Source organism: Rhodobaculum claviforme, from assembly GCF_016653255.1.
Classification (GTDB): Bacteria; Pseudomonadota; Alphaproteobacteria; order Rhodobacterales; family Rhodobacteraceae; genus Rhodobaculum; species Rhodobaculum claviforme.
This window is the reverse complement of sequence record NZ_NHSD01000125.1, coordinates 1-14,247: the sequence shown is the minus strand read 5'-3', so window position 1 is coordinate 14,247 and position 14,247 is coordinate 1. Positions and strand designations below refer to the sequence as shown.

Genomic DNA, 14,247 nt, shown 5'->3' with positions numbered 1-14,247 from the left:
TCGGGGCGGTGCCCGGCCCCGATTGTCGCGGCGGTGATGTGGCGGCGGGGCGCCCTGTGGGCCGATGTTGGCGGCGGGGGGCGTCGCATCCTGCGGGACTCTGGGGAAAATGGTCTTGATTTCGGGGGGTTGGGCTGTCAGAGTGGGTATGTTCCTGATGGTTCAGCGGGGGTGGCCGGGCGTGGATCTGGTGGCCTTTCTGGGTGTCCTTGCGACGCTCTTCGTGCTGATCGCCCTCGTTCAGCCGCTGGCCGAACGGGTGCGCCTGCCGTTCACGGTGCTGATCGCGGTGATGGGGATCGTGATCGGGGTGGGGGCGGGGTACATCCTGCGCACCGACCTGACGGATGCGTTCGATCCCATCGCACAGTCGATCCTGTCGCTGCCGGTGGGGGCGCAGACGTTCCTGTATGTCTTCTTGCCGACGCTGCTGTTCCAGGTGGCGCTGACGCTGAACCTGCGGCGGATGCTGGATGACTGGGTGCCGATCCTGGTGATGGCGGTGCTGGCGGTGGTGGTGGCGACCTTCGTGATCGGGTTCGCGCTGACGCCGTTCACGACGCTGCCGCTGGTGGTGTGCCTGCTGGTGGGGGCGATCGTGGCGACCACGGACCCCTCGGCCGTCGTGTCGATCTTTCGCGAGATCGGCGCGCCCGCGCGGCTGACGCGGCTGATCGAGGGCGAGAGCCTTCTGAACGACGCCGCCGCCATTGCGCTGTTCGGGGCCTTTGTCGCGCTGACGCTGCCCGGCGCGGTGGAGACGAAGGTGGGCGCGCAGTGGCTGGCCTTTGTGGGGCAGCTGGGGTTGGGCGCGCTGGTGGGCTATGGCTTTGCGCGCGCGGCGGTGGTGGTGCTGGAGTGGCTGGGCGGCTGGCGGCTCGCGCAGGTCTCGCTCAGCGTGGCGCTGCCGTATGTCACCTATATCGCGTCCGAGCAGCTGCTGGGGGTATCGGGCGTGCTGGCGGTGGTGGCGGCGGGGGCGACGCTGAACTTCATCGGGCCGGGGCGGCTGGCGCCGGCGAACTGGACCTATCTGCGCGACACCTGGGAGCTGCTGGCGCATTGGGCGGGGTCGCTGATCTTCGTGCTGGCGGCGCTGCTGGTGCCGCGGCTGCTGGACACCATCGACTGGAGCGACGTGGCGCTGGTGGGGGTGGTGGTGGTGGCCGCGACGGTGGCGCGCGCGATCACGCTGTTCGGGGTGCTGCCGCTGTTGCGGCTGGTGCGGGCCTCGCCGCCCATGAGCATCGCCTACAAGGTGGTGATCCTGTGGGGGGGGTTGCGCGGGGCGGTGACGCTGGCGTTGGCGCTGGCGGTGACGGAGAACCCGCAGATCCCGGCCGATGCGCAGCGCACGGTGGCCGTTCTGGCGACCGGCTTCACGCTGTTCACGCTGCTGGTGCAGGGCACGACGCTGCGCCCGTTGATCCGCTGGCTGAAGCTGGACCGGCTGTCGCCGCTGGAGGCCGCGTTGCAGCGCCAGGTCGTCGCCGTCGCCCTGCAGACCGTGCGCGAGGAAGTCGCGAGCGTCACCGGTCGCCATGGCCTGACGCGCGAGACCGTGCGCGCCGAAGCCAAGGACTTCGCCTCCCGCCTCGATCGCGCGGTGGAGGCCGCCGAGGAAGCGCAGCAGATCCTCGACCGTGACCGCCTGACGCTGGGCCTCGTCACGCTGGCGGGCCGCGAGCGCGAGGTCATCCTGGAGGGGTTCCGCGAGCGGACCATCTCGGCCCGGCTGATCGAGCGGATGCTGGGCGATGCCAGCCGGCTGATCGAGGCGACGCGCACCGGCGGGCGCAGCGCCTATCGGGCCACCGCGCGCGGCAACGTGGCGCATGGGCGCGGCCATGCCGTCGCGGCCTGGCTGCACCGGCTGGGGATCTCGCGCCCGCTGGGCGATCTGGTCGCCGCGCGTTTCGAGGTGATCCTGATCACCCGGATGATCCTGCGCGACCTGCATGATTTCGTCGACGACCGCATCCTGCGGATCCACGGCCGCCGCGTCACCGACCTGTTGCACGAGGTGCTGGCGCGCCGCGAGGAGGAGCTCGACCGCGAGATCGAGGGGCTGCGGCTGCAATACCCCGGATACGCCGACGCGCTGGAGCGCAGCTTCATCCGCCGCACCCGCGTCCGGCTGGAGGAGCGCGAGGTGGAGGCCAGCTTCGACGACGGGCTGATCGGCGCGGATCTCTATGCCAGCCTGATGCGCGGCATCAACGCGCGTCGCCGCATCGCCGAGGCGCGCCCGCGTCTGGATCTGTCGCTGCACAAGCGCGAGATGGTGGCGCAGTTCCCCATGTTCGCCGCGCTGACCGAGGCGCAGCGGCGGCGGCTGTCGCGCGCGCTGGTGACGATCTATGCCGAACCCGGCGACTCGCTGCTGCGCCGGGGTGAGCAGGTGCGCTCGGTCTTCTTCATCGCCTCGGGCGCGGTGGAGCGGGACGCGCGCGGGCAGATGCAGCGCCTTGGCCGGGGCGAGATGTTCGGCGAGATCGCGCTGCTGGCCGGCCAGAAGGTGCGGCGCGGCCGGGTGCGGGCGATCACCCACTGCACGCTGCTGCGGCTGGACGAGGCGCGGTTCCTGCGGCTGCTGCGGCGGCTGCCGGATCTGCGCGCCCGCGCCATCGAGGCCGCCGCCGAGCAGGGCGGCGATCCCGCCATCATTGCCGCGCGGATCGAAGCCGCCTGACGCACAGGCCCGGCAGACGGACGGAGCGCTTGAGGGGGTCGCGCGTGGCGCCCACCGCAGGGCGGCCATGGCCCCGGCGCCAACCGCTGCACGCAGATCACCGCAGGCAGATCACCGCACGGGGGCTACTCCGCCGCGCGCAGCGGCAGTGGCGGCACAGGACCCGGATCGGTCGCCGGATCGGTGGCGGAGCCCGTGTCCTCCCACAGGATCTCGGGGGGGCGGCTGCGGGCGGTGGCCCGCGCCAGTGCCCGGTCGCGGGCCAACTGGCTCGACGGCCCCACCGACAGCGCAGCCAGCCCCGCCGCCGAGCGATACGCCCCCACCGACAGCCACACCCGCAGCGCCAGCAGCGACGGCGTGACCACCAGCGTCAGCAGCGTGGCGATGCCCAGCCCGAACACCACCGCCGTGGCCAGCTGTTTCCACCACAGCGCGGTCGGGCTGTCGATGGAGTAGCCGCCGCCGATGAAATCGAGGCTGACCCCCAGCATCATCGGCGTCAGCCCTGCCATGGTGGTTGCGGTGGTCATCAGCACGGGGCGGATGCGGGCCTCCACCGTGCGCACGATCGCCTCGATCCGCGGCATGTGGCGGGCGTATTCCTGATAGGTGTCGATCAGCACGATGTTGTTGTTCACCACGATCCCCGCCAGCGCGACGATCCCGGTGCCGGTCATGATGATCGAAAACGTCTGGTCCATCGCCAGCATCCCGATCAGCACGCCGGTGGTCGACAGCACCACCGCCAGCAGCACCAGGGTCGCGTTGTAGAAGCTGTTGAACTGCGCCAGCAGGATCAGGAACATCAGCGCCAGCGCCCCGGCAAAGGCTACCATCAGGAACTCGCCTGATTCCTGCTGGTCCTGCTGGTCGCCGGTCCATGCCCACTCGACGCCTGCGGGCAGGGGGGTCTCGGCCTCCAGCCATTGGGTCAGATGCTCGATCCGCTCGGTGGCGTTGATGGGCCGACCGGCGTCGTTCACCAGCCCGTCGGCCACGTCGGCCTTGATGTCGAAGAACCGCGTCTGGTCCACCCGGTCGATCTGCGCGAGGCTGGGCACCGGCGTGCGGGTGATGAAGTTCGACAGCGGCACCAGCCCCTGCGCCGTCTGCACCCGCAGGCTGTCGAGCGTCGCGAGCACCCGGTCGGACTGCGGCAGGCGGACACGGATGTCGATCTCCTCGGTGGAGGTGTCGACGCGCATGGTGTCCAGCAGGATGCCGCGGGTGACCAGCTGCACCATGCCGCCCACGGTCGCCACGTCGGCGCCGAAGCGGCCCGCACGCTCCACGTCCACGTCGATCTGCCAGTCGATGCCGGGCAGGGGGCGGGTGTCCTCGATGTCGATGATGCCCGGCGTGTCCTGGAGGTGGGCGACGACGCCCTCCACCGCCTGCGCCAGCACGCCCAGGTCCTGCCCCTTCAGGCGCAGGTGCACGGGCTTGGCCGCCCCCGGCCCGCCGGCCTGCTCCAGGATCTGGGTCCGGATGCCGGGGATTTGGTCGAGGGCCGTCTGCATCGCCGCGCGGATCTCGCGGCCCGACAGGCCGGGGATGCCGGTGCGGTCCTCCCACCGTGCGAATTCGAACTGCACCTGGCCCACGGTGTCCAGCGGCGCCTGCGCGCCGGCGGTGTTGGAGTTCAGTCCCCCCCGCCCGGCAAAGGCAAAGACCGCCGCGACGCCCTCGGTGGCCATCACCGCCTGTTCGGCCTCGCGCACCAGCGCGTCCTTTTCCATCAGCGACAGGTTGCCGCGCGCCATGACATAGACGATGCCGCGCTCGGGTTCGGTCTCGACGAAGAACTCCACCCCGCGGTTGTTCTCGCCGTAGTAGCCGAAGACGGCGACGACAAAGGCCGCGACCGCGGCCAGCGTCACCACCGGTGCCAGCGGGTTGCCCACAAGCACCCGCGCCGCGCGCCCGGTCGCGGTCCGGCGATGGCCCGCCCGCACGGGTCCGGCGCGCCGGTCGATCCGCGCGGCCCCCAGAACGACCGAGCTGGCCACCGCCGCCAGCGTGAACATCACAGCCCCGGGCAGCACCGCCAGCCCCCCCGATGGCGCCAGACCGCCCAGCAGATACGCCGGGTTGATCGTCTGCATCGCGCCGAGGAACATCGCATAGAGCGCCACCGGCACCAGCGCCGCGCAGGCCCACCACGGCAGCCGCGCGCGCAAACCGTCCGAGGCGGCGGTGAAGCTGCGGCTCATCCGCCCCGTCACCCCCCCCACCACCGGCAGGTAGACCAGCGCCACGACAAGCGCCGCGCACAGGACGAAGATCAGCGTGACCGGCAGCATCCCCATGAACTCGCCCGCCACCCCGGGCCAGAACAGCATCGGCAGGAACGCGCACAGCGTCGTCGCGGTCGATGCCACGATGGGCCAGAACATCCGCTTGGCCGCCGCGGTGTAGGCGGTCATCGGGCCGGTGCCCTCGCGGATGCGCTTGTCGGCGTATTCGACCACCACGACGGCGCCATCGACCAGGATGCCCACCGACAGGATCAGACCGAACATCACGATGTTGGACACCGCGACATCCATCACCGCAAACAGCAGGAACGTCAGGAAGAACGACGCCGGGATCGCGAATCCCACCAGCAGCGCCGAGCGGGTGCCGAGTGCCGCCAGCACCACGATCATCACCAGCGAGATCGCGGTCAGCACGGAGCCTTCGAGCTGGCGCACCATCGCCTCCACCTCCACCGAACGGTCGAGGGATGTGGCCACCTGCACCGCCTCGCGTAGCGGCTCGGGCCAGTCGGCGCGCACGGCCTCCACCGTCTCGCGCACGGCGGCGACCGTCGCGATCTGGTTGAAGCCGCGCCGCATGACGACCTGAAGCGCCACGGTGGGTTCGCCGTTGAAGCGCGCGGTCACGGTGCGGTCCTCGAACGTGAGGCGGATGTCGGCCAGATCGCCGAGGCGCACCACGCTGTCGCCGTTGACCTTGACCGGCAGGCGATAGACGTCCTCGGCGGTGGTGAAGGCGGCGGGCACCTTGACGGCAAAGGTGCCGCTGTCGGTCTCCACCTCGCCCGCGGCCACCAGCTGGTTGTTCTGGGTGACGACCTGGATCAGCTCTCCGGCGGTGACGTTGTAGGCCTCCAGCCGCAGCGGATCGATGATGACCTCCAGCATCTCCTCGCGCGCGCCGGCAAGCTCGGCTTCGAGCACCGAATCAATGGCTTCGACGCGGTCCTGCATCTCGCGTGCGAGGCGTTGCAGCGTGCGCTCGGGCACATCGCCCGACAGCGAGACGATGACGATGGGAAACTGCGAGAAGTTGATCTCGTTGATGGTGTAGCTCTCGAACCCCGAGGGGAACTGCGCCTCGGCGCGGGTCATGCGGTCGCGCACCTCGGCGAGGGCCGTCTGCTTGTCCCAGCCGAATTCGAACTCCAGCACGACCCCCGCAAAGTTCTCGGATGCGGTGGCGGTCATCGTCTTGAGGTCGTCGAGGTCCGCCAGCTCCGCCTCCATCGGGCGCACCAGCAGGTTCTCGCTGTCCTGGGCCGAGACGCCGGGGAAGGGGACCGAGATGAACAGCGCCGGGATCTCGATGTCGGGCTCGCCCTCCTTGGGCAGACCGACATAGGCGACGATGCCCGCCCCCAGCGTCAGCACGATGAAGGCCACGACCATGCGGGCATGGCGCGCGGCCCAGTCGACGATCCCGGTCATCGGCCGGGCTCCGTGGCGGGGGCGTCGTCGCGGGCCGCGTCCACGGCGTCGATCAGGTCGGCTTCGGTGTCGGCACCGGCATCGGCGGCCGCGCGCCGGGTGGCGTCCACGCGCACGCCATCGCGCACGAATTCCTGTCCCACCACGATGACCTCGGCGGTGTCGGGCAGGCCGGTTACCCAGATCCCGCGCTGGGTGTCGCGCACCACCTCCACCGGGGCAAAGGCGGCGCGCGCGTCCCCGCCCACCAGCCGCAGCCCCAGCCGCCCGTCATCGTCCAGCGTCAGCGCCGATCCGGGGACCAGATGGGCGTCACTGCCGCTGGCCTGGATGCCGATCTCGGCGGTCTGGCCGTCGCGGATGGGGGCGCCCTCGGTCTCCAGCGTGATTTCCACCCGAAAGGTGCGGGTGGCGGGGTCGGCGGCGCGCGACAGGAAGGTCACCGTGCCGCTCACCTCGCGCCCCGATGTCAGACGCCCGCCGGCGCGCGCCCCGACCTCGATGCGGTCCACCTCGGTTTCGGGCACGAAGCCCACCAGCCGGATCGGGTCGAGCTGGATCACCGTGGCGCACAGCGCGCCCGGTTGCAGCAGCGCGCCCAGCTCGGCGGTGTCGGTCTCGAGGATGCCTGCGAAGGGGGCGCGCATCACCAGCCGGTCGATCTCCTGCTCGGCGGCGGCGACGGCGGCGGCGGCGCTTTGCAGCGACGCGGTGGCCCCGGCCGCGCGCAGGTCCGACGCGAAGCCCCCCTCCGACAACCGCTCGGCGGCGCGGGCGTTCAGCTCGGCCTCGGCCAGGCGGGCGCGGGCTTCGGCCAGCAGCGCGGGGCGGTTGCCGGGATCGATCTCGCACAGCGCCGCCCCCTCGGCGACCGAGGCGCCCCGGCGGGCCGGCTCGGAGATCACCCGGCCCGAGGTCTCGGCGCGCACCGCCACCTGGCGCGAGGCCTCGGTGCGTCCGCGCAGCACCACCGCGCGGTCGATGGGCCGGGCCTGCGAGATCTGGCTGACCACGGCCACCGTCCGCTCGGTCACGGCGGGGGGCGGCGGCGCGGTCGGCCGGGCCGTCCCTGGCGGGGCGGCGTCCGGGTCGGCACCGGCATCGGGTTCCGCCCCGAAGGCGCCGCGCACGCCCTGCGCCAGCGCCGTGCGCCCCAGCGCCCCGGTGTCGCCGGACGCGAACTCCACAAGGTGCGGACGCTCCATCACCACCAGGTACAGAGCCAGAACGACCCCAAGCGCAGACAGGATTGATATCGGACGCATCCGAGGCTCCACCAGACAGGGGCGGGCAGGCGGGCGCTTGCGCGCACGTCACCGGGTGTCCCGCAGGTAGCCCTTTGCGGCCAGCCCGACAAGATCGCCGCAGGCGCAAAGGCCGACGCCCTTCGTCGCGCCCGCCCGAGGGCTGGGGCTTGGCAATCCGGCGGCCTTCGCGGTATGGGGGCGCAGGTCAGACGCCACCGGCGGAATGGGAGATCGCGTTGAGCAACCCCGACAGTTTCATCCAGGAAGTCACCGAGGAGGTCCGCCGCGACCGCCTGTACGGCTATGTGCGCCGGTATGGCTGGATCGCGGTACTGCTGGTGCTGCTGGTCGTGGGGGGGGCTGCCTTCAACGAATGGCGCAAGGCCCGGGCCGAGGCCGAGGCGCAGGCGTTTGGCGATGCGGTGCTGGAGGCGCTGGGAACCGGCACGCCCGAGGCGCGGCGCGCGGCGCTGGCGGGGATCGACGCGGCCGGGGCGCGGTCGGGCATCCTGGCGCTGTTGCAGGCGGCCGAGGCGCAGCGCGCGGGCGACCGGGAGGCGGCGCTGGCGGCCTTTGCCGCGGTGGAGGCCGACAACGCCCTGCCGCAAAGCTATCGCCAGCTGGCGGCGCTGAAGCGGGTGATGCTGGCGGGCGCCGAGTTGCCGAATGACGAACGCCAGGCGGTTCTGTCGGGGCTGGCGCAGCCCGACATGCCCTTCCGCCCGCTGGCGATGGAGCAGCTTGCGCTGCTGCGGATCGAGGCGGGAGAGACCGCGGCGGCGCTCGAGATCCTGCGCGACATCCTCGACGAGCCCGAGGTGACCGAGGACTTGCGCGCCCGCGTGCGGCAGGTGATGGTGGCGCTGGGCGGCGACCCGGCCGCGGCCGGATAGGCGCCGGCGTGCGAAACCCAGGAACGGAGGGCAGCGCGGTGACACCAGGCCTCAGCCGCAAATCGCTGTGGATCTTCGCGGCGGTGCTGGCCCTCGCGGCCTGCGAGCGTGAAGTGATCCTGGAGGGGGAGCGGCTGGACCCGCGCGCGATGACCAGCGCGGGCGCGCCGATGGTACCCGCCGACCGCAGCCTGCCGATCGCCCTGCCGGCGATGGTCGACCATTCCGAATGGACCCATCGTGGCGGCTCGGCCACCCACACGATCACCCATCCCGCGCTCGGCCGCGACCTGACCCGCATCTGGAGCGCCCCCATCGGCGAGGGTGCCAGCCGTCGCTTTCGGCTGACGGCCGATCCCGTGGTCGCGGGCGGGCGCATCTTCACGCTGGACGCGCGCAGCACCGTGACCGCCACCGCCACTGACGGCACACGGCTTTGGAGCCGCGACATCCGTCCCGACTGGGCCGGGCGCGGCATGGCCTCGGGCGGCGGTCTTGCGGTGGGGGCGGGGCGGCTGTTCGTGACCTCGGCCTATGGCAAGATTGTGGCGATGGACCCGGCCTCGGGGGCGGTGCTGTGGCGCAAGCGGTTCGAGGCGCCGCTGGGCGCCCCGCCCACGGTGGCGGGGGATCAGGTCTTCGTCACGGCCAACGACGGCACCGCCTGGGCGCTGGATGTGGCCGACGGCAAGGTTGTGTGGCAACTCGACGGGCTGCCGGCGGTGTCGGGCATGGTGGGGGGCGCGGCGCCCGCGGTGTCGGGCACGCAGGTGATCCTGCCGTTCGCCACCGGCGACGTGGCCGCCGCCGCGCGCGCCACCGGCGTGGAGGCGTGGCGCAGCCGTGTGGCGGGCCGCCGGCTGGGACAGGCCAACGCGGGCATCAGCGACATTTCGGGCGATCCGGTGGTGGTGGGCGGCACGATCTTTGTCGGCAACCGCTCGGGGCGACTGGCGGCGCTGGACGCGGCGACCGGGATGCAGCGCTGGTCGGCGCGCGAGGGGGCGTTCGGCCCGGTCTGGCCGGCGGGCGACAGCCTGTTCCTGGTGTCCGACCAGGGGGAGCTGGTACGGCTGGAGGCCGCCACCGGCGCGCGTGTCTGGGGCGTGCCGCTGGGCCGCTACATCGAGACCCGCGAACGCCGCCGGGCCGAGGTCGTCGCGCATTTCGGCCCCGTGCTGGCGGGAGGGCAGCTTCTGGTCGCGTCCTCGGACGGGGTGCTGCGGGGGTTCGATCCGGCCTCGGGGGCGCTGGTCTCGCAGGCCGAGCTGCCGAGCGGGGCGGCGACGCATCCGGTGGTGGTCGGGCGCACCCTCTATGTCGTGACCCGCGACGGACGGTTGCACGCGCTGCGCTGACCCTTTGATCCGGGCGTGCTGACGGGTTTGGCTTGACAGCACCCGGGCCGGGGGCCACAGGGCGAGGCATGAGTTTCACCCTCGCCATCGTCGGGCGCCCCAACGTGGGCAAGTCCACCCTGTTCAACCGGCTTGTCGGCAAGCGTCTGGCGCTGGTCGACGACCGCCCCGGCGTGACCCGCGACCTGCGCGAGGGGGCGGCGCGGCTGTTCGACCTGCGCTTCAGCGTGCTGGACACCGCGGGGCTGGAGATGGCCACCGACGACAGCCTGCCGGGCCGCATGCGCAAGCTGACGGAGCGCGCGGTGGACGCGGCCGATGTGTGCCTGTTCGTGGTCGATGCGCGCGCGGGCCTGACGCCGGCCGACAGCGAATTCGCCGAGATCCTGCGCAAGCGGGCCCGCCATGTGATTCTTGCGGCCAACAAGGCCGAGGGGCGCGCGGGGGATGCGGGCATGATCGACGCCTATGGGCTGGGCCTCGGTGAGCCCGTCCGCCTGTCGGCCGAACACGGCGAGGGGCTGGACGAACTGCGCGACCGCCTTGCGCCGCTGGCCGAGGCGTTCGAGGCCGCCGCCCGCGTCGAGACCCCGGTGACCGAGGTCGACGTGGAGGACGACGCCGAGGGCGACGCCGACCACACCCCCACCCCCGAACGCCCCCTTCAGATTGCCGTGGTGGGTCGGCCGAACGCGGGCAAGTCGACCCTCATCAACGCCATCCTGGGCGAGGACCGCCTGCTGACCGGGCCGGAGGCCGGGATCACCCGCGACGCGATCTCGGTCGCAGCGGATTGGGACGGCACGCCGATCCGGATCTTCGACACCGCGGGCATGCGCAAGCGCGCCCGCGTGCAGGACAAGCTGGAGAAGCTCTCGGTCGCCGACGGCCTGCGCGCCGTGCGCTTTGCCGAGGTGGTGGTGGTGCTTCTGGACGCGCAGATCCCGTTCGAGACGCAGGACCTGCGCATCGCCGATCTGGCGGAGGAGGAGGGCCGCGCCGTCGTCATCGCCGTCAACAAGTGGGACACCGTGGAGGACCGCCCGGCCCGCCTGAAGGAGCTCAAGGCGATGTTCGAGCGGATGCTGCCGCAGCTGCGCGGCGCGCCGCTGGTGACGGTGTCGGCGACGGGCGCGCAGGGGCTGGCGCGGTTGCGTGCGGCCATCCTGTCGGCGCATGACGTGTGGAACCGGCGGATCACCACCGCGCGGCTGAACCAGTGGCTGGGCGCGATGGTGGCGGCGCATCCGCCGCCTGCGCCGGGCGGGCGGCGCATCCGGTTGCGCTACATGACACAGGTCAAGACGCGGCCGCCGGGGTTCGTGCTGATGTGCTCCAACCCCGAGGAACTGCCGGACGCCTATCGCCGGTATCTGGTGGGGGGGCTGCGCGACAGCTTCGATCTGCCGGGCACGCCGATCCGGCTGATGTTCCGCAGCCAGGCCGACCGCAACCCCTACAAGGACCGCCAGAAGCCCGGCCCCTCGCGGTTGCGCAAGCACCTCGACAAGACACCGGGCAGCCGGACGCCGGGGCGGCCGCGCTCCCGCTGAATGCTTGACAGCGGGAGGTCCCGCGTTGGAGCATCGCTTGCCATGCCAGATCTGCGCCCCGTCGGCTACATCATCGGATTGCTGACCGCCGTCCTCGGGGTGGCGATGCTGATTCCCATGGCCGTGGACCTGCATGCGGGCCAGCCCAACGCCTGGAACTTCCTGTCGAGCGCGGTGCTCACGGCGCTGAGCGGGGCGGTGATCGCGCTGGCCTGCGCGGGCGGCAAGCACCAGGGGCTGACGCTGCGGCAATCCTTCATGCTGGCCACCGGGACATGGATCGCCCTGCCGGCCTTCGGGATGCTGCCGTTCATCCTGGGCGCGCCGGGTGTGGGGGTGACGGACGCCTTTTTCGAATCGATGTCGGGAATGACCACCACCGGCACCACCGTGTTCCTGGCGCTGGAGGACCTGCCGCCGGGCACGCTCTTGTGGCGCTCGCTGCTGCAATGGCTCGGCGGGCTCGGCATCGTGATCGTGGCGCTGATCTTCCTGCCGGTGATGAAGGTGGGGGGGATGCAGCACTTCCGCTCCGAGGGGTTCGACACGCTGGGCAAGGTGCTGCCGCGCGCGCTCGATATCTCGCGCGGGTTGGTGCAGGTCTATGTCGGGCTGACGGCGCTGTGCGCGATGGTCTATGTCATGGCGGGGATGGACGGGTTCCAGGCGCTCAACCATGCGCTGACGACCATCGCCACGGGCGGGTTTTCCACCGCCGACGCCAGCTTCGCGCAGTTCGGCGCGGGGGCGCAGTATGTCGCCATCGTGTTCATGATCCTATCGGGCCTGCCCTTCGTGCGCTTTGTCCAGCTTGTGGGCGGCAGCTTTGCGCCGCTGTGGCAGGACGTTCAGGTGCGCGCCTATGTCCGCTGGTCGGGCTATGCCATCGGCGCGATCGTCCTGTATCGGCTGTGGCACGAGGGCGGCGGCCTGGAGGTGACGCTGCGCGAGACCGCCTTCAACGTGGTGTCGCTGTTCTCGGGGACCGGATACGGCACCGCCGATCCCTCGGCCTGGGGGGCGTTTCCACTGCTGGTGGTGGTGCTGGCGGGGCTGACGGGGGCGTGCACGGCGTCGACGGGGTGCTCGCTCAAGGTGTTTCGCTATCTCGTGCTGTTCGAGGCGATCAAGACCCAGCTGCGCCGCATCCACAGCCCCAACCGGGTGATCCCGGTGCGGCTGGGCGGTCGGCCGCTGGGCGAGGATGTGATCAACTCGGTCATCGCGCTGTTCGCGCTGTTTCTGTTCACCTTCGGGGTCACGGCGGTTCTGCTGTCGCTGACGGGGCTGGAGATGCGCACCGCCATCACCGCCGCCTGGACCGCGATCTGCAACATCGGTCCCGCCTTCGGGCCCGAGGTCGGCCCCACCGGCGCCGTCGACGGCTTTCCGGTGGCGGCCAAGTGGATCATGATCGTGGCGATGCTGCTGGGCCGGTTGGAGCTGATCTCGGTTCTGGTGCTGATGCTGCCCCGTTTCTGGCGGGGTTGAGGGTCAGTCCCAGCACGCCACCTGCACCGTCAGCGCGCGGGCATGGCGCGTCAGCGCGGGCAGGTCGAGCACCCCTGTTCCGTCGGCCCCGTCGTGAACGTTGGCCGCGTCGGCGTGAACGTCGGCATCGCCCAGGGTCCGCAGGATCGCGTCGGACCCGGCGACGAATGCCACGGTGTCGGGCAGGATGCGGCCCTCGGGCGCGCGCGGCGCCAGCAGCAGGCCCAGCACCGCGCCGGAGCGGTCGAACACGGGTCCGCCGACCTCTCCCGGTTCGGCCGCCAGGCTGAGGCGCCGCAGGTCCGCCTCTCCCGACAGCCCCTCCAGCGCGGCCACCCGGCCCAGCGTCAGCACCGGCGCCGTCATCTCGGGCAGGGCATAGCCCGCAAGCACGACCTCCGAGGCGATCTCGGGCGGGCGGGGGGCAAAGCGGGCGTGCCCGGCGGGCGCCAGCGGGCGCTCCGGCGCCAGCAGCGCAACGCCCAGCGCCGCATCCGCCAGCACCAGACGCGCGGCGTGGTGCTGGTCGATGCGCAGTGCCGCACAGCCCTCCACGACGTCCGTGCTGGTCAGCACCCGCCCCGCCGCATCCACAAACACCCCCGAGGCGCTGCGGATCGGCCGGCGCACCTCCAGCCCGTCCAGGGCCGCCCCCAGCGGCACCGGCGCATCGGGCAGGGCGCCGCCCAGATCGCGCAGGCTGTCGCGCATCACTTCGATGGCGCGCCCCATGTCCTGATCCTCGGACCAGAGCGCAAGGAACCCCTTGATGCGCCCGTCACGGTGGGTGGCATGGGCGTACACGCGGCGCGCGCCGTCCGCGCCCGTCAGGGTAAAGGCGTCGGCATCGAGGCTGCGCGCCGCCGTCGGGGGCACCGCCGCCATCATCGGGATCAGATCAGGAACCGCCGCCAGCGTTGCGCGCGTCCCGGCCAGGCTGATCAGGAACACTTCCGGCCCGCCCTCGGCGCGTGGGGCAAAGCGCAGGAAGGGCGGCGTGACCGCATCCTCGACCACGAGGCCCAGCGGCAGGGTGATCTCGATCCCCGCCGTGTCCGAGCGCCACGACGCAAAGCCGAAGGCTGCGCGGGCCTCGCGCCAGGCCGAGAGCAGGGCTGCGCGCTGCGCACTGTCAAGCACCCCGTTGGGGCTGACGCCCCGGGTGGCCTGCCAGTCGGCCATGGCGCGGCGTGTTCCGGGGCCAAACGCCCCATCGACGGCGAGGTCGTAATGCCCGAACCACGCAAGCGCGCGCTGCACGTCGGCGCGGGTGTCGGCATCAAGGGCGGCTTCGGCCCGGCGCGCCTCGGCGGGGGTTTCG

8 protein-coding genes are annotated in these 14,247 nt (G+C 71.9%); 5 read left to right on the top strand and 3 right to left on the bottom strand.

What is annotated here, in order from left to right:
• Nucleotides 1–148 precede the first annotated feature (148 nt).
• Entirely contained in the window at nt 149–2,692 is a 2,544-nt protein-coding gene (locus tag CCR87_RS03440) for a cation:proton antiporter (protein ID WP_242511831.1), read from the top strand.
• Between the two features lie 125 nt (nt 2,693–2,817).
• On the opposite strand, the gene CCR87_RS03435 is transcribed toward CCR87_RS03440, so the two are convergent.
• Nucleotides 2,818–6,384, bottom strand: coding sequence for an efflux RND transporter permease subunit (locus tag CCR87_RS03435; RefSeq protein ID WP_201156173.1), 3,567 nt, complete (start codon nt 6,382–6,384; stop codon nt 2,818–2,820).
• Nucleotides 6,381–7,649 carry an efflux RND transporter periplasmic adaptor subunit gene (locus CCR87_RS03430; protein ID WP_201156172.1) on the bottom strand — a complete coding sequence of 423 codons (1,269 nt, stop codon included), beginning with the start codon at nt 7,647–7,649 and terminating at the stop codon, nt 6,381–6,383. Before CCR87_RS03430 ends, CCR87_RS03435 begins: the two co-directional genes overlap by 4 nt.
• Before the next feature lie 218 nt (nt 7,650–7,867).
• Here CCR87_RS03430 and CCR87_RS03425 point away from each other — a divergent pair, with 218 nt between their 5' ends.
• The 4 genes from CCR87_RS03425 (at nt 7,868) to CCR87_RS03410 (ending at nt 12,926) form a co-directional block, all read left to right on the top strand.
• A complete protein-coding gene (locus CCR87_RS03425; protein WP_201156171.1) occupies nt 7,868–8,524 on the top strand; it encodes a hypothetical protein in 657 nt (218 codons plus the stop codon).
• 38 nt (nt 8,525–8,562) lie between these two features.
• A complete protein-coding gene (locus CCR87_RS03420) occupies nt 8,563–9,882 on the top strand; it encodes an outer membrane protein assembly factor BamB family protein (RefSeq protein WP_338048866.1) in 1,320 nt (439 codons plus the stop codon).
• Nucleotides 9,883–9,950: 68 nt separating this feature from the next.
• Nucleotides 9,951–11,435: a ribosome biogenesis GTPase Der gene (der, locus tag CCR87_RS03415; RefSeq protein ID WP_201156170.1), complete on the top strand. Its 1,485-nt coding sequence runs from the start codon at nt 9,951–9,953 to the stop codon at nt 11,433–11,435.
• 42 nt (nt 11,436–11,477) lie between these two features.
• The gene (locus CCR87_RS03410) at nt 11,478–12,926 is read left to right on the top strand and encodes a TrkH family potassium uptake protein (protein WP_201156169.1); all 1,449 of its coding nucleotides are present in this window, start codon (nt 11,478–11,480) and stop codon (nt 12,924–12,926) included.
• Between the two features lie 3 nt (nt 12,927–12,929).
• Here the strand turns inward: CCR87_RS03410 and CCR87_RS03405 are convergent.
• Nucleotides 12,930–14,247, bottom strand: a 1,318-nt coding sequence (locus CCR87_RS03405; protein ID WP_201156167.1) for a serine protease, incomplete at its 5' end; no start/stop codon positions are given.

Bases quoted from the DNA above. Each gene is read 5' to 3' on its own strand.
- CCR87_RS03440 (WP_242511831.1), top strand. From the start codon at position 149: ATGTTCCTGATGGTTCAGCGGGGGTGGCCGGGCGTGGATCTGGTGGCC.
- CCR87_RS03410 (WP_201156169.1), top strand. From the start codon at position 11,478: ATGCCAGATCTGCGCCCCGTCGGCTACATCATCGGATTGCTGACCGCC.
- CCR87_RS03430 (WP_201156172.1), bottom strand. From the start codon at position 7,649: ATGCGTCCGATATCAATCCTGTCTGCGCTTGGGGTCGTTCTGGCTCTG.
- CCR87_RS03435 (WP_201156173.1), bottom strand. From the start codon at position 6,384: ATGACCGGGATCGTCGACTGGGCCGCGCGCCATGCCCGCATGGTCGTG.
- der (WP_201156170.1), top strand. From the start codon at position 9,951: ATGAGTTTCACCCTCGCCATCGTCGGGCGCCCCAACGTGGGCAAGTCC.